General features: G+C 41.7%; 20 protein-coding genes and 4 pseudogenes. 6 read left to right on the top strand and 18 right to left on the bottom strand.

Features of this window, described 5'->3' with window-relative positions:
* A partial coding sequence (locus tag ADF75_RS06880) for a DUF389 domain-containing protein (RefSeq protein WP_048789603.1) occupies window positions 1-855 on the top strand: 855 nt, incomplete at its 5' end.
* A gap of 360 nt (window positions 856-1,215) precedes the next feature.
* Here the strand turns inward: ADF75_RS06880 and thrS are convergent.
* From thrS to ccpA, 4 genes are all read right to left on the bottom strand, one after another.
* Complete coding sequence (gene thrS / locus ADF75_RS06875; RefSeq protein ID WP_048789602.1) at window positions 1,216-3,159, bottom strand: threonine--tRNA ligase; 1,944 nt, start codon at window positions 3,157-3,159, stop codon at window positions 1,216-1,218.
* A 383-nt stretch (window positions 3,160-3,542) separates the two neighbouring features.
* Window positions 3,543-4,865 carry a glycosyltransferase family 4 protein gene (locus ADF75_RS06870; protein WP_048789601.1) on the bottom strand — a complete coding sequence of 441 codons (1,323 nt, stop codon included), beginning with the start codon at window positions 4,863-4,865 and terminating at the stop codon, window positions 3,543-3,545.
* A 1-nt stretch (window position 4,866) separates the two neighbouring features.
* On the bottom strand, window positions 4,867-5,865 hold the full coding sequence (locus tag ADF75_RS06865; RefSeq protein ID WP_006597024.1) for a glycosyltransferase family 4 protein: 999 nt from the start codon (window positions 5,863-5,865) through the stop codon (window positions 4,867-4,869).
* A gap of 95 nt (window positions 5,866-5,960) precedes the next feature.
* Window positions 5,961-6,965, bottom strand: coding sequence for a catabolite control protein A (ccpA, locus tag ADF75_RS06860; protein WP_048789600.1), 1,005 nt, complete (start codon window positions 6,963-6,965; stop codon window positions 5,961-5,963).
* A gap of 160 nt (window positions 6,966-7,125) precedes the next feature.
* Between ccpA and ADF75_RS06855 the strand changes: the two genes are divergently transcribed.
* Window positions 7,126-8,208: a M24 family metallopeptidase gene (locus ADF75_RS06855; RefSeq protein WP_048789599.1), complete on the top strand. Its 1,083-nt coding sequence runs from the start codon at window positions 7,126-7,128 to the stop codon at window positions 8,206-8,208.
* A 461-nt stretch (window positions 8,209-8,669) separates the two neighbouring features.
* On the opposite strand, the gene ADF75_RS06845 is transcribed toward ADF75_RS06855, so the two are convergent.
* The 4 genes from ADF75_RS06845 to ADF75_RS06830 all read right to left on the bottom strand — a co-directional run bounded on the left by ADF75_RS06845 (window position 8,670) and on the right by ADF75_RS06830 (window position 13,605).
* Entirely contained in the window at window positions 8,670-9,119 is a 450-nt protein-coding gene (locus ADF75_RS06845; RefSeq protein ID WP_048789598.1) for an Rrf2 family transcriptional regulator, read from the bottom strand.
* A gap of 143 nt (window positions 9,120-9,262) precedes the next feature.
* On the bottom strand, window positions 9,263-10,105 hold the full coding sequence (locus tag ADF75_RS06840; protein ID WP_048789597.1) for a metallophosphoesterase family protein: 843 nt from the start codon (window positions 10,103-10,105) through the stop codon (window positions 9,263-9,265).
* Between the two features lie 69 nt (window positions 10,106-10,174).
* Window positions 10,175-12,892 (bottom strand): FtsX-like permease family protein, encoded by a 2,718-nt coding sequence (locus ADF75_RS06835; protein ID WP_048789596.1) that lies wholly within the window; start codon window positions 12,890-12,892, stop codon window positions 10,175-10,177.
* Window positions 12,893-12,903: 11 nt separating this feature from the next.
* Window positions 12,904-13,605, bottom strand: a complete 702-nt coding sequence (locus tag ADF75_RS06830) for an ABC transporter ATP-binding protein (RefSeq protein ID WP_048789595.1) — start codon at window positions 13,603-13,605, stop codon at window positions 12,904-12,906.
* A 544-nt stretch (window positions 13,606-14,149) separates the two neighbouring features.
* Here ADF75_RS06830 and ADF75_RS06825 point away from each other — a divergent pair.
* Both ADF75_RS06825 and nt5e read left to right on the top strand, forming a co-directional pair.
* Complete coding sequence (locus ADF75_RS06825; protein WP_048789594.1) at window positions 14,150-14,710, top strand: TetR/AcrR family transcriptional regulator; 561 nt, start codon at window positions 14,150-14,152, stop codon at window positions 14,708-14,710.
* Between the two features lie 165 nt (window positions 14,711-14,875).
* A complete protein-coding gene (gene nt5e, locus ADF75_RS06820; protein ID WP_048789593.1) occupies window positions 14,876-17,044 on the top strand; it encodes a cell surface ecto-5'-nucleotidase Nt5e in 2,169 nt (722 codons plus the stop codon).
* An 81-nt stretch (window positions 17,045-17,125) separates the two neighbouring features.
* On the opposite strand, the pseudogene ADF75_RS10955 reads toward nt5e, so the two are convergent.
* A pseudogene (locus ADF75_RS10955) lies at window positions 17,126-17,680 on the bottom strand (transposase); the annotation flags it as partial.
* Window positions 17,669-17,775: pseudogene (locus tag ADF75_RS10825) on the bottom strand (IS30 family transposase); the annotation flags it as partial. The pseudogenes ADF75_RS10955 and ADF75_RS10825, both read right to left, overlap by 12 nt.
* 293 nt (window positions 17,776-18,068) lie before the next feature.
* Between ADF75_RS10825 and ADF75_RS06810 the strand changes: the two are divergent.
* Window positions 18,069-18,374, top strand: a complete 306-nt coding sequence (locus tag ADF75_RS06810) for a rhodanese-like domain-containing protein (RefSeq protein WP_048789591.1) — start codon at window positions 18,069-18,071, stop codon at window positions 18,372-18,374.
* A 94-nt stretch (window positions 18,375-18,468) separates the two neighbouring features.
* Here the strand turns inward: ADF75_RS06810 and ADF75_RS06805 are convergent, their stop codons facing one another.
* Window positions 18,469-18,726, bottom strand: a complete 258-nt coding sequence (locus tag ADF75_RS06805; RefSeq protein WP_048689573.1) for a metal-sensitive transcriptional regulator — start codon at window positions 18,724-18,726, stop codon at window positions 18,469-18,471.
* 86 nt (window positions 18,727-18,812) lie between these two features.
* A pseudogene (locus tag ADF75_RS06800) lies at window positions 18,813-19,418 on the bottom strand (VOC family protein); the annotation flags it as partial.
* Here ADF75_RS06800 and ADF75_RS10950 point away from each other — a divergent pair.
* Window positions 19,418-19,924: pseudogene (locus ADF75_RS10950) on the top strand (transposase); the annotation flags it as partial. The pseudogenes ADF75_RS06800 and ADF75_RS10950 overlap by 1 nt on opposite strands.
* Before the next feature lie 99 nt (window positions 19,925-20,023).
* On the opposite strand, the gene ADF75_RS06790 reads toward ADF75_RS10950, so the two are convergent.
* The 6 genes from ADF75_RS06790 to ADF75_RS06765 all read right to left on the bottom strand — a co-directional run bounded on the left by ADF75_RS06790 (window position 20,024) and on the right by ADF75_RS06765 (window position 26,687).
* Window positions 20,024-20,854, bottom strand: a complete 831-nt coding sequence (locus ADF75_RS06790; protein ID WP_048789589.1) for a PrsW family glutamic-type intramembrane protease — start codon at window positions 20,852-20,854, stop codon at window positions 20,024-20,026.
* A complete protein-coding gene (locus tag ADF75_RS06785) occupies window positions 20,847-22,508 on the bottom strand; it encodes a C69 family dipeptidase (RefSeq protein WP_048689579.1) in 1,662 nt (553 codons plus the stop codon). The genes ADF75_RS06790 and ADF75_RS06785 overlap by 8 nt, the downstream gene beginning before the upstream one ends.
* A 212-nt stretch (window positions 22,509-22,720) precedes the next feature.
* Window positions 22,721-23,416 (bottom strand): LrgB family protein, encoded by a 696-nt coding sequence (locus ADF75_RS06780; protein WP_048789588.1) that lies wholly within the window; start codon window positions 23,414-23,416, stop codon window positions 22,721-22,723.
* The gene (locus ADF75_RS06775) at window positions 23,416-23,787 is read right to left on the bottom strand and encodes a CidA/LrgA family protein (RefSeq protein WP_048789587.1); all 372 of its coding nucleotides are present in this window, start codon (window positions 23,785-23,787) and stop codon (window positions 23,416-23,418) included. The genes ADF75_RS06780 and ADF75_RS06775 overlap by 1 nt, the downstream gene beginning before the upstream one ends.
* A 134-nt stretch (window positions 23,788-23,921) precedes the next feature.
* Window positions 23,922-24,782 carry an SAM-dependent methyltransferase TehB gene (gene tehB, locus ADF75_RS06770; protein WP_048689588.1) on the bottom strand — a complete coding sequence of 287 codons (861 nt, stop codon included), beginning with the start codon at window positions 24,780-24,782 and terminating at the stop codon, window positions 23,922-23,924.
* A gap of 159 nt (window positions 24,783-24,941) precedes the next feature.
* Window positions 24,942-26,687 (bottom strand): C69 family dipeptidase, encoded by a 1,746-nt coding sequence (locus tag ADF75_RS06765; protein ID WP_048789586.1) that lies wholly within the window; start codon window positions 26,685-26,687, stop codon window positions 24,942-24,944.
* Window positions 26,688-26,790 lie beyond the last annotated feature (103 nt).

Genomic DNA, 26,790 nt, shown 5'->3' with positions numbered 1-26,790 from the left:
GGTTTAGCTATTTTTGATACGCGTTTAATCAAGCAATCTCTAGAGGTTTTATTGACTCAAGTGTTGGTCAGTTTGCTTGTCTCGACTCTGTATTTCTGGATTTCTCCCTTGTCTTATGCAAGTAGCGAGTTGATTGCACGAACCTCTCCAACCATTTGGGATGTCCTCATTGCTATTGCTGGTGGGATTGCTGGTGTGATCGGTTCAAGGAAAAAAGAAGCAAACAATATCGTGCCAGGAGTAGCCATTGCTACAGCTCTGATGCCGCCTATCTGTACTGCTGGCTATGGTTTAGCTAATGGGAATGTACGATTTTTATTGGGGGCTCTCTATCTTTTCTTGATCAACTGTGTCTTTATCATGCTAGCCAACATTGTTGGAACAAGAATTTTGATGAGAAAATCTCCTTTAACTTCATTTAAAGAGCTGAGCATTAAAATGAGAATTGGCTTGATATCTTTGATTGTATTGTTGATTCTTCCAGCTAGCTATTCGGCAGTTACTCTGACAATAGAACAAGCGCGCAAAGAAGGGATCAAACAGTTTGTAGGAAAAGAGTTCGCCAATTATACGGTTATTAATCAAGTCTACAAGTCAAGTAACAATGAATTGGTCTTGACGGTTGTTGGAGATCCGATTTCAGAAGAAGAATTAGAAACACTCCACCAAAAACAAGCCTCTTACGGTATTCAATCTGTTCAATTGAAAGTGAATCAAGTTCAGAACTCGCCAACATTAGATAGTGAAGCGACCAAGGAATTTTATGAAAACATTGACAAGTATATTGATCAAAAACTCTCTGAAAAAGATTCACAAAACGATCTCGTAAAAGAAAATGAAGCAGACAAGGATTGAGGATAATCAACTCATCTAACTCATGGAAGCAAATCTTGGGAGGATATCCTATATCCAAAAGTTAATGGATAGAAAGGATTATTGATGAGGATACTATTTGTGGTGGTTTGACCAATCACTACTAGCTCAGGTTAAACAAAATATAAAAATGCGGTGGGACAGAAATCGATAGACAAAGTCTCGATTTCGTAGTCCCAGCCCCGCGAGGATGATTAGGAGCTTTTTGGAGTCTAAAAGACGAACAAAAAGTTCAATCAGCTACCTCGTCAAACTTTGATTGCTAATAAAAAGTGAGGTCGGGATCTTTTGTCCCAACCTCTTTTTTAGGTAGCTGGAATTTTTATCCCAGGTTTTATCGTTTTATTTCTCAACACGAGATTTGTTGGCGATATCAGCTAGGATAGTTGCTACAAACTCATCTACTGACACAGTGTTTGTTTCTTTTTGTCCATAGCGACGAACGTTGACAGTTCCATCTTCCATTTCCTTGTCACCAACGATCAATTGGTAAGGAATCTTGCTAGTTTGTGATGCACGGATCTTGAATTGCATTTTTTCATTACGTTCATCCACATCAGCACGGACACCACGGTCACGGAGTTTCTTAGCTACTTCCCAAGCGTAGTCCACGTGTTTTTCGTTAGATACTGGGATGAGGGTTACTTGATGTGGTGCAAGCCATGTTGGGAAGGCACCCTTGTAGTTTTCAATCAAGATAGCTGTGAAGCGTTCCATTGTTGAGATAACCCCACGGTGGATCATAACTGGGCGATGTTCTTCACCATCAGCTCCGATGTATTTAAGGTCGAAGCGTTCTGGAAGCAAGAAGTCAAGCTGGATAGTGGAGAGGGTTTCTTCTTTTCCAAGGGCAGTCTTCACCTGGATATCCAATTTTGGTCCGTAGAAGGCAGCTTCACCTTCAGCTTCAAAGTAGTCAACGCCCATTTCATCAAGGGCAGCACGAAGCATGGTTTGGGCATTTTCCCACATTTCATCGTTATCAAAGTACTTGTGAGTATCTTGAGGGTCACGAAGAGAGAGGCGGAAACGGTATTCATTCAAGTTGAAGTCTTCATAAACATCGATAATCAACTGAAGAGCACGTTGGAATTCTTCTTGAATTTGTTCTGGAGTCACAAAGAGGTGACCGTCGTTGAGAGACATTTCACGCACCCGTTGAAGACCAGTCAAAGCACCTGATTTCTCATAGCGGTGCATCATTCCGATTTCAGCGATACGGATTGGCAATTCACGGTATGAGTGAACATGGTGTTTGAAGACTTGAATGTGGTGTGGGCAGTTCATTGGACGAAGGACAAATTCTTCACCGTCTCCCATATCCATAGTTGGGAACATATCTTCTTGGTAATGATCCCAGTGACCAGAAGTCTTGTAAAGTTCTACAGAAGCAAGTGGTGGAGTGTAAACGTGTTGGTAGCCAGAAGCCAACTCCTTGTCGACGATGTAGCGTTCCAATTCACGACGGATAGTAGCACCGTTTGGCAACCAGAATGGCAAACCTTGTCCAACCTCTTGAGAAATCATGAAGAGGTCAAGCTCTTTACCAAGTTTACGGTGGTCACGTTCTTTAGCTTCTTCACGCATTTGAAGGTAGTTCTTCAAGTCTTTCTTGTCAAACCAAGCTGTACCGTAGATCCGTTGCATCATAGCATTGTCGCTATTTCCACGCCAGTAAGCACCTGCTACATTGAGAAGGTGGAAGATTTGGATACGGCCTGTTGATGGGACGTGAGGGCCACGACAGAGGTCTACATACTCACCTTGACGGTAGATGGTTAAGCCACCCTCGTCTTCTGAGTGCTCTTCGATCAATTCCAATTTATATGGGTCGTTCTTAAAGATTTCACGCGCCTCGTCTTTTGTCACTTCCTCACGAATAGATGGGAAGTTTTCTTTAACGATTTTTTGCATTTCTTCTTCGATACGAGGAAGGTCTTCGTTAGAGATTTGACCGGCTTGGTTGTCTGTATCGTAGTAGAAACCATCTTCGATAGCTGGACCGACACCCAAGTGAATATCTGGGAAGAGACGACGAGCGGCTTGGGCAAACAAGTGTGCTGCTGAGTGGCGCAAGATTGGAAGAGCATCTTCGTGATCAGGTGTCACGATTTCGATGCTTCCATCTTCAGTGATAGCACGAGTGGTGTCAATCAATTTGCCGTTAAATTTACCAGCAAGGGCTTTCTTAGCCAAAGAGTTGCTGATAGATTGGGCAATTTCAAAAGTTGTAACGCCAGATTCGAATTCACGAACAGCGCCATCTGGGAAAGTAATCTTAATCATGATCTTCTCCTTATAAATATTTAAAAATCTTAGTTATGGTAAAACTCTTTTTGATTTCTTCATCAAAAAAACAAAAAAGCGACCTCCTCGAAAGGACGTCGCAACGTGGTTCCACCTTCATTTATGTTCCTCAAAAAAGAGGAACACCTCTGATTGGCTCTAACGTGGCCACCGTTTTATGTTTGCATAAAAAGTTCACCGAGTAGTCCCAAACCTATCCTCTACGCGATTTCCAGCTCCACGCGCTCTCTATCAGATTTCCTAGATTTGATATGTCTCTGACTAGTATTATAGCACGATTGAAATATTTTGCAAGAGGAAAAAGCTTCCTATCCCCTATGCCAGGAGCATTTCTTTAGGACCCCTAGCTTTTGAGATGAACTCTAATCCAATAGCTTGGTAATGTTGCGTATCTTTTTCACCTGTTTAAAGGAGCCCTTCATGATTCTCACAGACCCATTCACAGGCATAGCGATAACCTTTTGCGGAATTTTCACAATAGACTTGGTCACCCGTTTGGTACGGCTTTCCTCAGGATGACGTTCATTGTAAAAATCTTTCGATATAATAGCGTCTAGATAGAACTCATAGACCCTGCGACCAAAATTTGTCGAAGAAATTTCATAAAGCTTCTCCTCCCACTTAGCCTCATCCTTCTCTGGTGTGGCTAAGGTCGCTTCTAAAATAGCTGCTGCCAAATCTTCTTCCTGGTCATACAAGATTCCGAACATCCGATCATTGATCACATTATCTAAGTAAGGATTACTCTGAGCAATTAGGGGTGTCCCACTAGCGATACTCTCTAAATAGGTCAAGCCTTGCGTCTCACTAGTCGAAGCTGAAATGAAGAAATCTGCTGCTTTATAGTACAGAGCTGTTTCGTTTGGTGGAATCATCCCTGTGAAGACAACCGTATCTGATACACCAAGCTTGGCCGCTTGTTTTTTTAAATCATCCAGATAAGGCCCATCTCCAGCCACAATCAATTTAATATGCGTATTTTCTTCTAGCACTTTAGGCAAAGCCGCAATAACGGCTTGGATATTTTTCTCGTAAGAAACCCGTGACAAGCTCAAGAGCATAATTTCACCCTCTTGAATCCCTAATTTTTCACGAAGGGCTTGCGTCTCCACTTGTGTGATTTCAGGTCGTTCAAACTTCGCCAGCTCGATTCCTGTTGGAATAATCCGTTTTTCAGCCTTGACCTTGTATTTCAGCAAGAGATCATAGACAATCTCACTCGGACAGATGACCCCATCCAAGTCATTCATATAACCACGAACAATGTATTTGACCATACTTGGTCGGATAACCATCCCCTTGGCAATATAACGCACATAATCTTCATACTGGGTATGATAGGTATGAATTACTGGAATCCGAAGCTCCTTAGCAATCCAAACCCCGAGTAGTCCTAAAGAAAACTCCGTCTGTGTATGGATCATATCCAGTTTGTATTGTTTGGCAATGGCCAAAGCCTTGGTAAAGCCGCGATAAGCAATCCGCCGATCCTTAAAAGCAAAGAAAGGGATACTTGGAATGCGGATAATTTGCCAGTCTTCATAGCGGTTGACATCCTTATCCGTCGTCGTAAAGATAAAAACAGTATGTCCCAATTTCTCCAATTCTGTTTTAAGGGTTCGAATACTGGTCGCAACCCCCGATACCTGTGGAAAATAAGTATCTGTAAATAATCCAATACGCATATTACATCTCCAATACTTGCTGATAGGCTTTCACTAGTTGATCCGCTACCAAATCAATTGAGCGGCTTTGAGCGACTCGATCCCCTGCATCGCGCTTGTCCACTTGACCAGACAAGACTTTTTCAAGAGAGTCCACAAACTCATCCACTGAATGACACAATTCTGCCGACTCTTGGTCCACCCAACCATGATAAACTGGAATATCCCGGAGGACGACATGCTGGTGACCCGCTAAGGCCTCTAGGACAACAATCCCTTCCGTTTCCTCGTAAGACGGGAAGAAGAAGGCATCCGCACCTGTCATGGCCCCTTGGAATACAGCTCCCTTAAAATAGCCAGGGAATTCAACATTGCTCGGATGATCTTTCTCGACCAGACGACGAATAGCCCGAGGAATCAACCATTTATTAATCGACCCCAACCAAATAAAGCGGACATCTGGCATCCGCCGAGCCACTTCTACAAAGTCTTCAATCCCTTTTCGTCTAAAGTAGAGACCCGCACATAAAACGACCTTCTCTCCTTCTTGGATATTAAAGTGCTTCCGAAAAACCTCTTCTTTTTTGGGATCTTTTTTATATTTTGACAAATCAATCCCATTGGAAACAGCGACTATTGGAGTCTTGACCCCATAGGACTGAATCAGCTGCTTAGAATATTCTGAAGGGGTGATAATAAAATCGGCTTTTTTATACATATGAGCCAAATATTTGCCAAATAAGGGAGCAAATAAATTGGACCCGATAAATGAATTTTGGAAATCTTCCCGTGTGGAATGCCCATGCATGATGACCTTTTTCCCCCGACGTTTGGCAGCATGTAAAAGCAACAAACTCCGAGGACCATAGGTATTAATATGGACCACATCGTAATCTCCTAAAATATCCGTAGTATAGGGGATTCCAGCCAAATCCAAGGCATGCATCTGGTGTTGGAGGGCACGACCAATCCCTGATTTTTGTAAAACGGATTTTCCTTCAAGATACAGTAAAACTTTCATACCCTCTATTATACCTGATTTAGCAGACCCCTTCAAGTTTTACCGGAGATTCATACAGAGATAAGAAAAAAGGAAGCCTTGGCTTCCTTTTGTTTTTACTTCTTCGTAGTCCCACGATGATTGATGGTATGGGCAAGAAGAACTTCTCTTTCTTCCAATTCTTCCTTATGCATAATTTTTGTCAACATCCGCATACTGATAGCCCCCAAATCATAAAGTGGTTGGCCTACAGTTGAAAGATTTGGACGAGTGTAGCGTGTAATTTGTGAATCATCACTGGTAATCAACTCAAAATCTTCCGGTACGTTCACACCTTGATCAGCTAGACCATTAAGCAAACCTGCTGCCAATTCATCCCCAGTTACAAAGGCTGCTGTCGCTTTAGATGCAATGATGCGTTCAGCCAAGTTATAGCCTTCTTCATAGCGGTACTTAGACTCAAAGACCAAGCCTTCACTGTAAGACAATTTTTTTGCTTTCAAAGCATCTTTGTAGCCAGCCAAGCGAATCTTACCGTTGATATCATCTACTAATGGTCCACTTACAAAAGCAATCTTTTTATTTCGTTTAGCCAATAGTGTAACCGCGTCTACTGTCGCTTGCTTGTAATCAATATTGACACTTGGCAATTGATGTTCGACATCAACTGTCCCAGCAAGGACCACCGGTGTCCGAGAACGAGAGAATTCTGAACGAATCTTTTCTGTCAAGTGATAACCCATGAAGATAATCCCATCGACCTGTTTTGAGAAAAGAGTATTGACAACAGAAACTTCTTTATCATCGTCTTCATCGCTGTTGGCAAGGACGATGTTGTACTTATACATTTCAGCAATGTCATCGATCCCCTTTGCCAGAGTAGAGAAATAACTATTGGTAATATTTGGAATCACAACACCTACGGTTGTGGTTTTCTTACTCGCAAGTCCACGAGCTACTGCATTCGGAAGATAGTCCAAACGTTCAATGACTTCCAATACTTTTTTACGAGTATTTTCCTTAACGTTCTTATTTCCGTTCACGACACGGCTAACAGTCGCCATTGAGACACCCGCCTCTCGGGCAACGTCGTAAATGGTTACAGTATCGTCTGTATTCATAATACTTCCTTTCTTTATTGAAAATTTCGTTTTCAGTCTTCTATAACAACTATTCTATCACTTATTGTAAACACTTTCAAGCATTTTAACATCTTTTTGCAAACTCTTGATTTTTTAGGGAAAATCTGACAAAATATTATCAATAGAAAGAAGGTAGCTTATGTCTAAATTAGATCAAATTGTAGCATTTCTTGAAACTGAAAAAACAGAGGTTGCTGTTGTATCCGATCCTGTCACTATCAATTACCTAACTGGATTTTACAGTGATCCCCACGAACGTCAGCTCTTCTTGTTCGTTTATCCAGACCATGAACCGCTTCTTTTTGTCCCTGCTCTTGAGGTAGAACGGGCGACTGAAGTTGTGGATTTCCAAGTGGTAGGGTATGTGGATTCTGAAAACCCTTGGGAAAAAATCAAAAGGGCTAGCGCTAATCCAGAAGCCAAAAAGGTCGCTTTGGAATTTGATAATTTGATTTTGACCAAGTACCATGGGCTTCGTTCAGTCTTTGAACAAGCAACATTTACCAATCTCAGCCCTCGAATTAACCGCATGCGCTTGATCAAATCTGCTGATGAAATTCAAAAAATGTTGGTTGCAGGTCAATATGCGGATAAGGCTGTCAATATGGGATTTGACGCTATCTCACTGGGTAAAACAGAAACTGACATCGTCGCAGAAATCGACTTTGGCATCAAACGCTTGGGCTATGAAATGAGCTTTGAAACTATGGTCTTGACTGGTAACAATGCAGCCAACCCTCACGGCATTCCTGGTAGCAACAAAATTGAAAAGGATGCTCTTCTTCTCTTCGACTTGGGCTGTATGGTGAATGGCTATGCTTCAGATATGACGCGAACAGTCGCTGTTGGAAAACCAGATGATTTCAAAAAAGAAATCTACCACTTGACTTTAGAAGCTCAACAGGCTGCCCTAGATATGATCAAACCAGGTGTAACAGCACATGACGTAGACCGTGCTGCCCGGAGCGTCATTGAAAAAGCAGGATACGGCGAATACTTCAACCACCGCCTCGGACACGGTATCGGAATGGATGTGCATGAATTCCCTTCTATCATGGAAGGAAATGACATGGTCATCGAAGAAGGAATGTGCTTCTCTGTCGAACCAGGCATCTACATCCCTGGAAAAGTCGGAGTTCGGATTGAAGACTGTGGCTATGTCACAAAAGATGGCTTTGGCCTCTTTACCGAAACCAGCAAAGACTTGCTTTATTTTGATTAAGATAGGAAATAAGGAAATTATTTAATTATTGTTTGGCGTGGTAAAGGCTTGCTCGTTCCCCATGCTCTTATGATTGGAGGAGTTTTGGCGAATATGATTTATTCCTTCCTGCATCTTAATGTAAATAAGAGTACAGATAGTATCATCTTAGGATGTATGTTGGGAATTCTTACTGCAGCAGTCAATTATTTGCTAACAAAAAAAAAATTGTTTCCGATCAGGTTCGGTATATGATTGATGAGGAAACAGGGCGACGCATTGCTTTGCGCGATCGTTCTTCCTTTATGTTCATTCCTAATCGTTACTGGACATGGATTTATGTAATTGGATTTATTCTAGTTAGTGTCTTATTTATTAAAAAATAAAAATTAGATAAACTTTAAATCATTTCATTCAACAAAAAAAAGCCTTTCAGTATATACTGAAAGGCTTTTTTACATCAAGTTTCTTACAGACTCAAATCAAGAAACGGTTGCTAGTTCCATTTGTTTCTTGGTTTGCTCCACCACTTCTTTGAGGCTGGTCTGAGACATTTCCTTTTCCATAGCTAACTGAATCTCTTCCAGCTTCCCATCTAGGACACCATGGATGCTATTTCCAATCGGACAAGCTGGATTTGGGTGCTCGTGGAAACCAAATAATTGACCAGTCTTCCCAAGGCACTCAACCGCCTGGTAGATATCTAACAAACTAATGGCTTCCAATTCTTTGGCCATCTCGGCCCCACCTGTTCCACGCGCTACATGGATCAAGCCTGCCTTTTTTAATTGAGACAAGGTTTTCCGAATAATGACCGGGTTCACCCCAACACTGCCAGCAATCATATCACTGGTCACCTTGGTGCAATCTCCTTTTAAAGCAATCATGACTAATACATGGGTTCCAATGGTGAAACGACTTGAAATTTGCATGGATACTCCTCTCTTCCATCTAGATAGGGATGTCTTAAACTGGATCTAAGGCCATCAGTAACTAGATACATTTACTCTTCCGACGTTAAAGTTCTTTCTTTTAGTCTATTATACCCTTATTTGTTGTAATGTCAACTGTTACACTAGTTGAAAAAATCTCTCAACCATGCGTCTACTTCTACATTGTGTCCCTCTCGCTGGGCTATTTCATGTAGAAGCTCATGATTATGGGTATGGTGGATCCCATTGACTAAACTTTCATAGTAAACTTGGAAGTAAGGGAGTTTCAGATCCTTAGCGAGTTGGAGTTCTTTCTCAATGTCATAGGACACCCGCCGAAAGGCAACATCTTTCAAACCCGATTCATCAAACTCTAGAATAGCATACATGGCCCGGAGATCCTTTCGAAGATTGGCTTGCAAAAAGAAGGGTTGACCGATGGAACCCGGGTTCAAGATGAGCTCTCCACCACTTCCATATCGGAAAAATTGTTGGTGGATATGACCATAGACTGCTAGATCACAAGGGGGATTGGTTACGAGGCGATCAAAATCTTTCTGGTCTCCTATATGGATCAATTCGCGTCCCCAGTTTTTGTCTGGCAGATGATGGGTGATGCCCACTCTTAAGCCGGAAATTTCCCGATGCACTTGCATGGGCAGACTTTGCATGGCCTCTATTTCTTCTGGACGAATTTCTTCTAAGATATACTGACAATGGCGCATCAAATAACGGTGACTAGCCCTTGATGGATCCAGCATCCCCTTCATCGCTCGCCACAAGCTATCTTCCCAATTTCCTAAAATCTGTACGGTGATAGGCAATTCTTCAAGTAGGTTCAAAAGATGTCGTCTACCAGTCCCCGGCATAAGGACATCCCCTAATAACCAGTATTCTTCTACACCTGCCCGCTTGGCATCTTCAAGCACAGCCTCTAAAGCAGTTGTATTCCCATGTATATCCGAAAGCAAAGCAATTTTTGTCATGTCTCTTCTCCTTCTCTCATTATACCAAAGCTCTAAAAAACTTCCACCCTAGGGTAGAAGTTTCTTTTTTTATTCAACAGATTTCAAAGCCTCCAGCATGTCTACCTTACGAAGATGATGATTAACCAAGATTCCTAAGCTAGCTAGGATCAGAATGACGCCAGCGATAGGATAAAGATAGACACCAAGGGCTACCCGCGGATAGAAGAGAATGGCATCTGGGGCGATCATGGCAATCAAGAAGCGATGGAGATAAAAACCTCCTAGCAAACCCAATCCTATCCCTACAAGAGACAAGAGGATGGTTTCTCGATAAATATAAAGGGTGACTTCTTGATGATGAAAACCTAATACCTTAATGGTGGATAACTCACGGATTCGTTCTGCCACATTGATATTGGTCAAATTATACAAAATAACCATCGCTAGCAAAATAGATACCAGAACTAAAATCATCATGGTCTTATTCAATGATTGTGCCACAGAACTGAAGAGAGAAATCAAGGAAGTATTTTGCGTAACAGCAAGCACCGCCCCTTCTTCCATCATGTCCCGACTGACCTTCTGGACGAACTGCTGAGAAGAAGACTGTAATCGGACCAAATAGGCATTCATATTAGCGCTTTTTCCATAGGTTTTCTGATAGGTCGCTTGATTCATATAGACAAAATGGCCTACATAATTTTCGGTAATCGCAGCCACTCTAATCTTATGGCCATCTATCCACAAATCATCCCCAACTCCCACCTTGGCCAGCTGCGCTAATTTACTGGTAATCACCGCCCCATTGGATAGGTAGATTCTTCCCTCTTCTGAGCGAAGACTGATAAAGGGTTCCAAGCTGTCTTTAGAGGACACCATCAAGGTCATGCTTTGTTTTCCACGTCCTGATGGATAAGAAGCCTCCACTTGTTTTGTAAAAATGGCTTCTGTCTCTTTAATATCTGCTTGCTTCAAGCGCTTCTTCAAGGATTCTTCCTCTTCGTCTGTCAGACTGGATTTGGTCGAGAGAATCATATCATACTTGAGGATTTCCCCAAACTGACGTTGGGGCACACCACCGACTGAGGATTGAATACCAAGACCCGCAAAGAGAAGAGCAACCGAACCAGCAACACCAAATATGGTCATCACCATCCGCTGTTTGTAGCGAAAAATATTTCTAGCAGTCACCTTTTGGGTGAAACTCAAACGTTTCCACAAAAACGGAAGGCGTTCGAGCAAAATACTGGATCCGGAAACTGGCGGTTTTGGAAGAAGGAGGTGACTGGCTTCTTCCTTCAACTCTCTCTTAGCGACTAGATAAGCTGGAAAGACGCTAGAAAGAAGGGAGAGCCCCAAGGCTAATAAGCTATAGGACCCATAAAAATACTGTTGACTAGTACCCACGACCATCCCCTGAGTGATAATTTGTGAAATGGTTCCTGATAAAACATAATGACCGAGAAGAGTTCCGATGCCTGTCCCAACAGTTCCAGCAACCAAGCCATACAAGAGAAACTTTGCTAAGATATCTTTCGTTCGATAGCCCAAGGCTTTGAACAAGCCCGCATGGCTCCGTTCTTCATCAACAAAACGAGTCATGGTCGTGAACGTGACCATGGCAGCGACTGCGTAGAGTACCACAGGAAATAGATTGCCTACGGCGGAGATACTGGCACTGGCATTACTATACATGAGGTAACCCTGGCCACCTGGAATGGTTTTTCGATCATAGACATGATAGTTTGGTTGCTCTAGATTTTTCAGATCTTCCTTGGCCTTTTCCAGGTCCTTCTGTTTAGTTGCTAGTTCCGATTCACCTGTCTGAATGTTGACCAATTGATAATCTAGTTGCTTTTGAGCTTCTGCCAACTCGAGTCGTCTTGCTTCTAATTCTTCCTTGGGCAAGAGTGTAGATAGTTGATTCAGATTATTGGATTGCTCCGTCAATTGTGTCTGTGCTTGACCTGCCTTTTCGCGTGCGTCTGCTAACTGTTTATTTGCAGCATCAAGTTCTTCTCGCCCTTTTTGGATCTTTTGTTTCCCATCAGCCTGTAGCTTTCGATAGCGCTCCTGACCATTTCCAGCTAAGAGTTTTTTCAGGTCCTTTTGATGGGAGGCCAGACGATCTTGATAGCTGGTTGAGAATGGATTGAACCCCCTCAAATCATCAAACCGAATCCGAGCAAGGCTATAAACAGGACTAGTAAAGGCTTCTTTTGAGAGGACGCCATAGGCATCCAAGGAACCACTCCCACTCCTAGCTTGTCCCAAGTCTTTTTCGGACCACATCTCAGCAGACTTTACAAAGCCAACAATTCGATAGTTTTTTGTCTTTAAAACAGATGGACTTCCAGCTTTTTCATGTATCCTTAGCTGATCCCCAATCTGGTAACGATCTTTCCAAAACGCTGCTAGAGCGACCTCATCTTCCTTCTGCGGAAGCCGTCCTGAAGCCAGCTGAAAGCGTGAGATGGTTTCTGGAATGGAAAACAGTCGAACAGCTTCGTCCTTTCCGTCAAGCGTCACATCTGTCAGGTAGGAAAACTCCAAGCTGGCCCCCGTCAATCCTTGTAGCTCTTCTTGGTCAGTCTTATCCAAACCAAGATCTCCCATGACAGCTAGGTCCAACATTTCTTGTTTGTCTATAAAGCGCTGGGCAGTCCGATGCATATTTGGAGTCGTTACTTTTAAACCGACCAGGGCTAAGCTACCCAGCATCATCAGCGTTAAAATGGACAAAAAGCGCCCTTTGGAACTGGTAAAGGAATGACATAGATCTTTCCAATATACTTTTCGCTTCATGAACAACCTCCCTAATACTCTAGGCTATCAATATCTAGTGGAGTGTTATGGATGGTCACCGATTTTACTTGGGCATCATGCATCTGAATGACACGATCGGCTATTGGCGCTAAAGAAGCATTATGGGTGACGATAATCACTGTTGCCCCTTTTTTACGAGACATGTCCTGAAGAATCTTTAAAACCTGTTTACCGGTTTGGTAGTCTAAAGCCCCTGTTGGTTCATCACAAAGGAGAATCTTAGGGTTCTTCGCCACTGCGCGCGCAATGGCTACCCGTTGTTGTTCCCCACCAGATAGCTGGGCTGGGAAGTTGTTCAAACGCTCACCCAATCCAACCTCTCTCAAGACTTGTTCAGGGTCTAAGGCATCAGAAACAATTTCAGAAGCCAGCTCAACATTTTCCTTGGCTGTCAAATTAGGGATGAGATTATAAAACTGGAAGACAAAGCCAACATCATTTCTGCGATAATCCGTTCGTTGGTGCGAGGAGAAGCTTGAGATGGCTTTCCCATCCACTAGTACCTCCCCTTCATCATTGCTATCCATACCTCCCAAAATATTGAGGACTGTTGATTTTCCTGCGCCTGATGCCCCCAAAATGATGACCAATTCGCCTTTCTCAATTTCAAAAGTAACATCTTTATTGGCAATGATGTCAGTTTCTCCTGACGGATAGCGCTTGTAACTATGTTTCATCTCAATATAAGCCATATCTTATCTCCCACTTAAACACAAGTTCCTATCTTTATTATAGTCCTTTTTTACCGGAAGACCAAGTACAATCAATCCCTTAAAACGACTAAAAAACAAGAAATTTGTGAGGGATGCATTTCCTCTATTTTATGAATAAAGCCATCCAACAAACTAATACTTTTCTATGCAAAAATAGACAAGGAAAAAGCTTGATCTTATCTAGTTCCTGATATAGAAATCTCCAAGCATCATCTGCCCTCCTCTCCTTAGTTTGTGATATAATAACAAATAAGTATGAATTGTAATGATCGTTTAAATAACTGATATTTCAAGTTTTTCTTTCATTTTTATATAATAGCCCCTTTGAAAGTAGATCTGGGAAAAAATTTTATAATCCTTCCAAAATGGCTTTTATAGTATAAGAATAAGACCTGATTTCAAGCCATTTAGACTTATAGAATGATACTAAAATTTTATTCTGTTGATGAATAAATTTGATTTCTGTATAATATGATGATTAGTGAACAATCATTTATACCAAATACATGATAAAGGAGGAACTATGACCCGAAAAAAGAGAAAAACGAATTCTAAAAATGCTATCCGAAGCGCCCTATCACGCCTGCTTCTTGAACAATCACTTGAAAGCCTTACAATTAGCCAACTAACAAAGGAAGCCGGCATTAATCGAGGTACCTTTTACCTTCATTATGTAGACAAACAAGATATGTTCAACCAGCTTAAATCTGAACTCTTAGGCGAGTTGGGAGAACTTTTCGCTACAAGCACCGTCAATCGAGCAAATTTTCTTGCCTCACTTCAATATATTCAAGATAATTATGACTTTATCTATGCCTTGATGCAGATGGATTACCAAGAATTTCATTTTCTAATGAAAAATTTCACCCTGCAACTTCTTGACGATACTCCACACGCCAAAGACCACTTGGTTAATAAATTCCAAGTTCCTTATAAGTATGCTGTTGAGATTTTTGCAGCTACGATTGAAGCCGTAATCACAAAATGGTTGTCAACTGGTGCAAAAGAAGAGCCGATCGAAATCGCGACAGTCGTGTTAAGTGTGACTGACTTTACCACTTGGAACCAACCCATAACAGAATAAGAAAATGAGAAAACGAAAGTTTTCTTTTTTTATGGATAAGAGCAACTAGCTGGAACCTCAACGCACTCACAAGATTATTTGCCCAACTATCAGAAAACGTTTTCCTTTTCTTTCCTTTTTAGCTATAATATTTAGTATGCAATAAAATAGAAATGAGGACCGTTTATGAAAAAGAAGAAACTTCTTTTGCCGATCTTATTGCTTGCTCCTGCCTTCCTAGCTTCTCAGGTAGTTGCAGATGAGCAAACAGCTCCAGAAACTAACCTTGAAGTAGCTGCTGCTTCCACAAATGCTACAGATGCTGCTACTCCTGCTTCAACAGAAGCTAATACAGCTACTTCAGAAGGCGCTACAGAGAGCTCAGCTGACTTGCCTGAAGCAAATATCCTTCATACCAACGATGTCCATGGTCGGATCGTCGAAGAAAAGGGTGTGATTGGTGATGCTAAATTAGCCGCAGTCATCGATGAAGAACGTGCGAAAAATCCATCTACTTTGGTCGTAGATGCTGGAGATGCCTTCCAAGGACTACCGATTTCAAATAGTTCAAAAGGGGAAGAACGAGCTAAAATTTTGAACGAAATTGGCTACGATGCTATGGCAGTCGGAAACCATGAGTTCGATTTTGGTTTGGATGAGGCTAAGAAATACAAAGAAATCTTGAACTTCCCACTTCTCAGCTCCAACACCTACATCAACGGTGCTCGCTTATTTGAGGCTTCCACCATCGTCGATAAAGATAAGAATGTCGTTGGGGATGAGTTTGTCGTCATCGGGGTGACAACGCCTGAAACAGCCACTAAAACTCACCCTAAGAATGTCCAAGGTGTAACCTTTACAGATCCTATTTCAGAAGTAAACAAGGTCATCGATGAAATTGAGGCACGCGCGACTGCTGAAGGCAAGACTTATAAAAACTATGTTGTCCTTGCTCACTTGGGAGTAGATACTACTACACCAATCGAATGGCGAGGATCTACCTTAGCTGAAGAACTTTCTAAAAACTCAAAACTGAAAGGAAAACGCGTCACCGTTATTGATGGGCATTCCCATACTGTTCAATCAACCACTTACGGAGACAATGTCACCTATAACCAAACCGGTAGCTACCTGAACAATATCGGTAAAATCACCTACCAAGCCAACCAATTGCTTGGTAACCCTCAACAAATTTCAGCTGCTTCAACAAAAAATGTCGTGCCAAATGCCAAAGTAGCTGCCATGGTCCAAAAAATCAAGGAACAGTACGATGCTGAGAATGCAAAAATCGTTCGTGACAATAGTCCGGTAGAACTAAACGGTCAACGGGAAAATGTCCGTGTCCGTGAAACTAACCTAGGAAATGTCGTGGCAGATGCCCTCTATGAATATGGACAAACTGGTTTTAGCCATAAGACAGACCTTGCTGTAACCAACGGTGGCGGCTTACGCGAAACCATCGCCAAAGACAAGCCAATCACCAAAGGAAGCGTCATTGCTGTTCTTCCATTTGGGAATACCATCTCTCAAATTAAAGTAACTGGTCAGAATATTGCTGATATGTTTGCTAAATCTCTTGGATCCATTTTACAAGAAAAAGATGGCAAAACGGTTCTTGACGAAAACGGTCAACCCCTTCTTGAACCAAGCGGTGGCTTCCTCCAAGTCTCTGGAGCAAAAGTTTATTACGATACAACCCTACCAGCTGAAAAACGCGTCCTCTATATCGAAATTAAAAACCCAGAAACTGGTCAATATGAACCGCTCAACCTTGCTAAAGATTATTACTTGACTACTAATGACTTCTTAGCAGCAGGTGGGGATGGCTACACCATGTTAGGTGGAGCTCGTGAGGAAGGTCCTTCCATGGACGTTGCCTTTGCAGATTACCTTGCTAAGTCAGATCTCACAGCCTATGCAACCATCAATCCAAATTCTCGTACCATTTCTATTTCTGCTAGCAAAGATACAGATGGAGATGGTGTGGCAGATATTGAGGAAATCAAACAAGGAACAGATCCTGCTAATCCAAAGTCCTACCCAGGAAGCAATAACCAACCAGTTATCCCATCTACCGGTAAAATGGATCAAACATATATTCCAGCTCTAGTTGGTACGAATTCTCCTAATCAACTAGCTAGCCAAACAAAGAATACTTTTACATCTGCTAAGGACGATACACAGATCAAAGCCAACAACCATCACCTGTCCTTCACCTCAGCAAAAACATTTAAACCAGCAGCTACAAGCCTACCAGAAACAGGAACAGCCGACTCTCCTGCTATCTATATGCTCGCTCTGTTGACATCCATCCTAGCCTTCTTTGGTCTTAAGAAAAAAGAAGAAAACGAATAGTCACTGTAAAAAATAGTCTGGAACAACATTGTTCTCAGCCACAAAAAAGCTAGAGATTTCCAATTATGGACCTCTAGCTTTTTAATTTTGAGTAGTTTTCTTATTGTATTTGAGGAGATTATTGGCCATGAGTACTAATCCCATGTCATTTTTTACCTGACGCTTGGATTTCTTTTACTTTTAAGAGCTGATACCTCTCATTCACATAGAGCCCCTTTTATAGAGCCAAGTCAGCTTGTTCTGCCTTATAAACCATATTTTCCTGTCTAAAACCTGTTGTGCTATGCCTATGTTTGAGGTGATCAAACTGGTATACCCAACTCTCTGGATGGGTGTAGGTATCAGTTGTTTCATCGTAAGTCCAATTATCCAAATTCCTATCAGATTCTTTGTATTTTTCTTCTGTTCCTTGTCAAAAAGACTATATTTAATCAAATGCTCAATACCCATCCTATCCAAGGTAAGAAGAATCTCCACGCTACCGTATCCCGCATCGGCGACAGCTCTTTTTAACTCATGTGGATAGGTTTCTAAAAAAGGCAACAGCGTTCTGGTATCTGTTGGATTTTGATAGATGTCATCGTGAAGGACGAACTGATTTTCAGTAGCGATTTGTAGGTTGTAAGCAGGTTTGAGTCCTACGCTTAAATAAGCTTCAATTTCCCTCGTTCAGCTTCAGATAAGTGCTTGTAGGATTGATTTGTAGTAGGATAATTAGCAGACATGTTCATCTTCCTTTATACTGTTTTTCGCAACTCTAGTATATCAGATGAACATGTCTTTTGTGTTGCACTTCATTTTACAACAGGGCATGTGGTCTGTTTTCAGAAAAGGTAATTTTCTAGACAAGTAGTTGTTGAATAAATAAGACAGGTTCTATTCATTAACCTATCAACCAACTCTTTAGTTTGTAAGTTGGCATCTTGTATACTGAAAAAGAAACAATACTAATCAATTCAACTTACTTGACAAAAGCGTTGCTTAGTGGTTTAATATACCCCGTAAGGGTATATCGGAGGTGCCTATGTTTCACTTATTTACAAAAATTGATAGTATTTCTACCAGCGAATTAGAAGCTAAACTCAAGGAACCAATTCAGCTACTGGATGTGCGGACGCCTACGGAATTCCGTAGAGGCCATATCAAAAACGCCAAGAATGTTCCTCTAACCGAAATCGGAGCTTACACACCTGCGACAAATGAAACACTTTATGTCATTTGTCATTCCGGTGTTCGAAGCAAGATCGCTGCTAAAAAGCTCAAGAAAAAAGGCTATGATGTTATCAACGTCCGAGGTGGTATGAGCGCTTGGCCTGGTGATGTTGAATAAATAAAAATCAAAAAGAGCAATTGGTCTTATTTCAAGAAAACCAACTGCTCTTTTAATCATTTGTTCACTATTTAAGAGAAACGTATGTTTTTTATTACTTGCGTTTAATCAAGTATTTAACCGCCTTTTCCAATCTTTCCTTCTGTGCTTGAGGATCCTCTAAAGGGTCGTTAATACAAGTTGTTAAATTCTCCGTTATCATCAGTTCAATAATACGATCAACACTGGACCGCACTGCTGTTAATTGAGTAATGATATCAATACAATCACGCTCTTCCTCCATCATTTTTTGAATACCTCGCAATTGACCTTCTGAGCGTTTGAGGCGTGTAATGTACTTTGATCTTGTCATATCTTTATCCTAAAACGATTTTTCTACATTATATCTCTAATACAGTCCTTTGTCAAAAGGAGCACTTATCTTAAAGACAAAGACTTCTAGTTCTCCACTCTGACTCTCGTAACAATACCGTCTTTATCTGTAACGGAGAATTCAGAAGAGGAAATCCATTGAAGTTGCCCTTGCCTATCCTGAGCTTGCGTAAGCAAATTGACCAAAAACTCTTTATTCTCAACTTCAACCAAATAGTAGGCAAGACCTACCATTCCATTCTCACGAGGAGCTAAGTTTTTACCACCCCATTCATTTACTGCTAGATGATGGTGATAATTCCCTGATGCTATCCAACTGACATGTGGAATCGTGAATTTATCCTCAAGACCTAGAGACTCTTGATAAAATGCACATGCCTCTCTGCTATTTTTAACAGATAGGTAAACATGGCCCATGCGAGTGCCTTCTGCGATCACAAAAGGATCAAGTTCTTTGCCTAATTCATAGATATCTTGCGCAGACAGCTCTTCTGTGATCCCAGTAATTCGACCATCCTCACGAATATCCCACTCGTTCACAGGCTTGTCTCTGTTGAGTTCAATGCCATTGCCCTCTAAATCTTCTAGATAGACAGCTTCACTATAGCCATGATCAGCTCCGCCAACTAGTGGAACCTTTAGGTCTAACAAGCATTTAAAAATATTTGCCAGATCTTATCAACTTGGATAGGATGGGTATTGAGCATTTGATTAAATATAATCTTTTTGACAAGGAACAGAAGAAAAAATACAAAGAATCTGATAGGAATTTGAATAATTAGACTTACGATGAAACAACAGATACCTACACCCATCCAGAGAGTTGGGTATAGCAGTTTGATCCCCTCAAACACTACCATACCTCAACAGATTTTAGACAGGAAATTAGGGTTTATAAGGCAGAACAAGCTGACTTGGCTTCACAAAAGGGGCTCTATGTGAATGAGAGGTATCAGCTCCTAAAAGTAAAAGAAAGCCAAGCGCTTTTATCTGTCGAAGGCAGTCACATCTTTGCCCAACGCAAGGTTGATGTGGAACCTGTCTTTGGGCAGACAAAGGCTTGTTTGGGTTACAAGAGATGTAATCTAAGAGGCAAATGACAGGTTAAAATTGACATGGGATTGGTTCTCATGGCCAATAACCTCCTCAAATACAATAAGAGAATGGCTCAAAATTAAAAAGCTAGAGTTCCACAATTGGAAATCTCTAGCTTTTTTGTGACTGAGAACAATGTTGTCCCAGACTATTTTTTATTTCCTGACTACCAAATCCATCTCTTACTGTTTCTTTAAAAGGTTTAGATTCGGATTTTTATGAGCAAAGAGCACGACCTCAATAAAGGTTCCCACTTGGAAGGCAAAGAGCAAGCCTACCAAAATATTGACCCGATGGTCTGTTTCATAGAATGGGGAATTCCATAAGAAGTGATTGGTCACCGTGGAAACTACACACCAGAGACCAAAGAGCTTTTCTTTTTGCTTGGTGCACTGAGACAGGATGAGAAAGGCTCCAACAGATACAACAGCTGTGTAGACTGCATGAGATGCTAAACCACCAGAAATGCGGTTCACTGCCTCTGTTACTGCTGAGAGGTCTCCAGTTCGCGTTTGACGCGCCACATAACCTAGATCTTCAATGATTTGGAAACCAAGACCAGATCCAAAGCCGGCAATTAAAATCGATTTCAAATCCTTACGACCCAAAATCAAGAGGATCCAGAAGGCCACCAGAGCTTTGAAAAATTCTTCAGAAAAAGGTGCTGTCAAAGCATCTGTCCATTTATTAAAGGTACTAACATCCTGAATGAGATGACTATTGAAATGGTCAATGAGGCTGTTCCCTGAAAAACTGAGCCAGCCAGCAACAAAAGCACCTCCAAACATGGTTGCCCACAAAACAAGAAGAGGAACCTCAAATCTTCTTGCAAGTCGCTTAATAAAGAGATAAAGAGGGACGACAATCACCGCTAAAACGAGCAGATTTAATACCAAATCTCTTCCTGCTACTTGGCTAAACTCTTGTTGGGAGAGAGAGCCTAGCTCAAACTCCATCCCAATCCCTGCTAAGACCAGAAATAGGAAGAGCAATATTCGTTGAAACTTATTCATCCTTCTTACCTCCCTTTGCTTTCTTTGATTTGATGAAGAAAATTCCTACTCCTATCACTGTCACAAGGGCTAAGCCAATCGTAATGACGAAGTCATAATCAAATGGTACCAAATTGATTTCTTCTTCTTGGTTTGCATCTTCTTCATCTGTTAAATCGTCAATAGCACCTTGTCCATATTGAGCAATCACCTTTTCTTCTGCTTCTTGACGAATTTCTTGCAGACGATCGAAGGTCTTTTGAGCTCGAGTCATGCTCGTTTCTGTCGCTTTTAGGCTCGCCTGCTCTGGCTGTGAAGCGAGGGCGATTTGTTCTTGATCACTGATTTCTTGCTCAGCCATCCATTGAGATTCTAGGCGTTCCATTTCAGTACGGATGGCCCCATCTCCGAACAAATCAGGATATTTGGCAACTAAGTCATTAATGCGAGACATGGTCCAATACCAAGATTGGGGATTATAGGCTGTTCCTAATTCTTGATAGGCTTGGTAGGTATTGGTGATATTGCCATAATAAGGCAGGTAAGGAGCATTTCGTGGGCTTCCCATCGCTAACCACATGGTTCCCCCACCTGCACTATCAGGAACATTATCCTTTAATTGGAAAATATGGGCTTCCATAACATTCGGGTTCGAAATCGGGTATTTATAGACTTCATCAAACTTCCCTTTTTCTGGAATCCCTTTTCCATCTAACTCCATTTGATCTTGTGGTTTGAAGTCTGTTCCTTCCAACCGATTGCGTTGGAGATTCATCGCATCTCGTAGCGTCAATTTCCGATCCGTTGTATGCATCAAGTCAAAATACTCGTCATCGTAGTTCACATCTGCATCTGGATCCAGTGACTTAATACCAGACCAAACACGAGAACGATCTGCCTCATGCAAAGGAGGATTATAGGATTGGGAAACATGGAATTGGCCATCGATTTCTTTATAGGTTCCTGCATCACGGGCGACTTTTTCAACATCCTTAGAGGCAATAGTCCGTTCCTTATCTGAAAAATCGACATGTCCTAAGAAGAAGGTATTTGGAAAGACTGCATAACGATCTTCTGGGAAGAGAATGGCTACATATTGGTGACCAGAAAGGATCTCCATGTACCAGATACCTTCCTTGTCCGCGATCGTCACAATATTTCCTTCTGCTGCCCCTTTTTCTTCCACAATTTTAGCAATGAGCTCAACTCCTTCACGAGCCGTTTTGACACTTGGAAGAACGACAGTGGTGAGGGCAGATTCAGCCAAGCCGTCCTCTACATAAGGATCGACCTTTTTAATATTGTCATTTGCTGAAGCTGAGACGGTCGCCGAGATGGACACACCATGCTCATTAAAACCAGCTTCATCAAATACACCCTGTTCTGGTGTAACATCTGGGACAGCTGTATATTTATAACTTACTTCTGGGAGCTCATACTTAAAGCCATTGGTGGCATCTTCAAAGACCTCCCCTTTCTTGTTATAAGTTCGTTCTCTGACCACAAAGTTCTTATTGTGGTTTGGTTCTAAGTCCTCCGTACGTCCGTACAAAGCATTCCCATCTGCTGTTAACTTTTTACCGATGATAAAACCTGTACAGGCCTCTACCGGTTGGGCAAAGAGGAAGAGAGCAGTGATCAAACCCAAGGCTGATCGAGCATAACGTTTCTTCATATTGAACTCCTTTAACTAGATATTAACCGTATAACCTCTTTTAGTATACCTTTTGAACCAAACTTTAGCAAGCGCTTACAACGACTGTAATCAAATAGTAATCTATCTGAAAATTATTTGATCTTCAAATTATCAAACAACCTTCTCTATCTAAGTGTACACTAAAAAGCTCGGAACTTCTTCCAAGCTTTTTCTGAATACTATCTACCTTTTTAGGAAAGAATCAGGCTCGCGACAAGGGGACTTATAAAGACGTAGAAAACGCCAGTTATCCCAATTGCTAAGCCTCCCATAGCTCCGGCTACTTGACCATACTGAAAGGCTGTACCAGTCCCTACCGCATGACCTGTACCCCCAAGAGCCAAACCAATGGCAACAGGATCCTCTACTTTTAGGCATTTAAGAATCGTTGGTCCTAGCACACTGGTTAGGATACCTGTCGCTACAACGACAACTAGGGTAATGGTAGTAATTCCCTGCATTTTTTCAGCAATCCCCACTGCCATGGCTGTTGTCACAGACTTAGGAAAGAGGGAAATAGCTAGAAAGTACTTCATCCCAAAAAGCTTAGCCAAGACAGCTGTAAAAAGCGTGTTGACTACTACTGCTAGAAAACTACTAAGAAGAATACTCTTGGCATGGTGTTTCATCAGATGGAAACTCTTATACAAGGGGATTCCCAGGACAACCGTTGAAGGCACAATCAAATTACTGAGGTAGGTCCCGCCAATATTATAGGCCTTATAGGAAATCCCTGTCAGCTTTAGAAATCCAATGATTAAGACCGTAGCAACTAAGAGGGGGGTCGTGATCGGATGGGGAAAGCGACGAAAAATCATCATCCCAATCAGATAGGCAAAGACTGATAAAGAAATCCCAAAGAGAGGATTTGACCACAAACTTTCCATTATTTCTTCCCTCCTTCATAATCCCCCTCATACCTTGTCTTGATTAAGCCAACAACAAGCGCAATGAGGGTTACATTGATGATGATAGCCCCTAAAATAATCAATACGATGGGCAATAAATAGGGCTGGATGACATCAAACTTATCCATAATCCCAACCGCTGGAGGTAAAAATAAAATCGTCATATTGGCTAAGAGAAAAGATCCGACCAGATTCACATGGCGGATACGAAGCCATTTCAACTGCAAGCAAAGAAATAGAATCAGTAGACCAATAATACTACCTGGAATTGGCAAATGAAAGAGGGTCGATATCCCTTCCCCAATCAAAGAGATGGTAAAGATAATCATCAGTTGAACATAGAGTTTCACGCGCTTCTCCTCAAAATTCTTGAAAGATACACTAACAGTCTACTCCTTTTCTGTAAAAAATCAAGTATTTTCAGAATGTTTTCAGATATAAAAGACAAGGACGACTGCAAGGGTGTCCTTGTCTAGAGAGCTATTTATATTTTCTTGGCTAGCATGGTCGCAAAGCGTAAGGCAATTCGATTGCCATTTTCATCACGTCGGTGCAGATGCCCTGGATTTTCATTGTATTTAACGAGTTCCCAATCCTTGTAGTAGTCTGCTAGCTCGCCTTCCTTAAAGGTAAAGGAAAAAGGAACCTGGCAAGGATAGTCCTCTGTATCCATGGCACAAACGATCAAGTTATAGCCTCCCGGATTGGTCTGGTCTTGCATATTTCGAATAATCGCTGGAATGCGATCCGCTTGCAAGAACATGAGGACAACCGTTGAGACAATCAAATCATAACTTTGTTTTAGGTTCGCTGAGTTGATATCATAGAGTCCCACAGTCATTTCCAAATCTTCTTGTTCTACAATACTTTGGAGGATCTCTAGGGCTAATTCATTTTGATCGACTGCTGTCACTTCAAAGCCATGCTGGGCCAAAAAGAGAGCATTTCGTCCTTGTCCACACCCCAAATCCAAGGCCTTGCCTGGAGAAAGGGACTCCATGGCTTCTAGCACTTCCGAATGGACGGGATTGCTATTATATTTTTTGGGGAAATAATCTTTGGGCTCACAGTAGAATTCCAAAAACCATTCCACATCATCTGTAAGGGCCTCTACACGATGCCAAGCTTGCGGCTGTGCCATCGGGTTATCCGCACCTGCCTCAAAAACATGGCTAGCTACTTCTTCCCCATCTTCCGTCAGCTCAACAAACTTGAGTTTTCCTTTTAGGACTGTAATCTTTCCCCAAGTACCTACTTTGGTATTGTGTTTTCTTTGGACTGCTTCAGGCATGGTATCCTTGGTCCACAAAGGCATCCGTTTATAGGCAATTAATTTTTCAGGCATCCGTTTCTTCTCCTTCTTTCTATCTATCCCTATCATACAAAAATTGCATGCAAATAACAATAAAAAGAGTGGAATTACAAGCTCCTTTTCTGAAGACTTCTATTCCACTCTCTTAGAATCCAGTTGAGGCAGGATGCTGATTTAACAGTCTCTGTCTACTTATTCTTCATTTTCATTCTTTTTTGATTTTTTAAAGTAGAAACCTGCCAAGCCAAATCCTGCAATAGCCAAAACTCCTAAGACGGTAGATAAACTGCTGTTTGAATCACTTGCCTTGCTAGATGATTGACTAGAAGCTGTTTCTTCCTTCTTATCAGTTTCTTTCGATGCATCTTTTTCAGCTTGAGCTGCTGCTACCAGATTGGCCTTGTTATAGCCGTCATATACAAAGTCTGCTTCCAAACCTTTTTCTGTACGAATCTTATCTTCCATCTCGCTTTCAACTTGCTTGATTTGTTTGAAGATGGTTTCCGCACGTTTAAGTGAGTCACTTGTTACTTCGTCTGCAGTAGCTTTCGCTTGGTCATCAGTAAGTCCACTGTATTTTTGATCCAAAGCTGCTTGTTCTTTGATCCATCCTTTTTCCAATTCTTTCCACTTCTCTTGGATGCTGTTGCCAAAGAGGTCTGGGTATTTCATGACCATTTGGTCAATATGCCAAACAGCCCAATACCAAGAAGTTGGATCGTATTTGGCAGAACGAACTTTGAATGGTGCATAGGTATCGTTGACAATACCATAGAATGGCACATAAGGCGTGTTCCGGCTTTGAGCGAGACCTAACCAAACGACACCACCAAATGGAGTTGGCAAGTCCTTCTTAATTTGGTATACGTGGGCGTTAATGACGTTTTCATTTCCCAAAGCATATTTGTATTTATTGGTATCGACTTCTTTACCTGGTTCCACCAAGTCATCTGGTGTGTATTGTTTGAGGTGTTCGAACCGGTTCCGTTGTTCAGCGAAAACATCTTCTAGACTATACTTTTTAGAAGGATCCGTTGGTTTGCGCAAAAGGTCAAAGTGCTTATCATCATATTTGATGTCCGCTTTAGGATCCATCAAGGTAATCCCTGCATAGGTCCGTGAGCGGTTGCGTTCGGTATATTCATCTGGACCATAAGAGTCTGCAATATGGAAGTTACCATCTTTATCAGTCTTGTAGTGGTCTGCCTTTTTAGCAACTGCTTCCACATCTTTCGAAGCAATGACATTGTCCTTGTCCTTGAAATCCACATGTCCTAGATAGTAGGTATTGGCAAAGATGGCATAGCGGTCTTGAGGGAATTTAATGGCTACATATTGGTGACCAGAGAGGATTTCCATGTACCAGAGTTCATTCTTATCTGCTACGACAATGATGTTTCCTTCGGCAGATCCTTTTTCATCAAGTACCTTGGCAACCAACTCAATTCCTTCACGAGCTGTTTTGACACGTGGAAGAACCAAGTCCACCATAGCAGCTTCAGCCAAGCCATTTTTCACCAGTGGGTCTGCTTTCAAAATCTTATCGTGTGGGGTTGCAGATACGGTAGAAGTCATGGAAACGCCTGCTTCGTTAAAGCCGTGTGCTCCGAAGTTCCCGTTGGAACCATCTCCATGGGCTGCATCATAAGTTGCGGTATATTTCATTTCATGACTCAAGTGGGGATAAGCAAAGCCGTTGGATTCGTCCTCCAACATATCTCCATCCTTATAGTCTTTGGCAGGTACCACCTCGTAAGTTTTATTGTGGCGACCACCATCGGGAGCATAAGGATAGTCTTCAGTCCGCCCAAAGAGCATGGAACCATCTGTCGTGAGTTCCTTCCCAACAATGAAGGCTGAGCAGGCCTGCGCAACTTGAACTGGAATCAAGGCAAAGGCCATCAAAGCAATCATCAGTTTGACCAGTAGTTTTCTCATAGTCGATCTCCTTTATGACTACAAAAGAGGCTAGAAAATCATTTTCAAGCCGACGAAAAACAACTATACCAACGCTACCTTCAGTATACTCTTATCCAGAAAA

Origin of the sequence: Streptococcus sp. 1171_SSPC, from assembly GCF_001069335.1 — a bacterium.
In the GTDB taxonomy this organism is placed as follows: domain Bacteria; phylum Bacillota; class Bacilli; order Lactobacillales; family Streptococcaceae; genus Streptococcus; species Streptococcus xiaochunlingii.
This window is presented reverse-complemented; position numbering and strand designations above follow the sequence as displayed.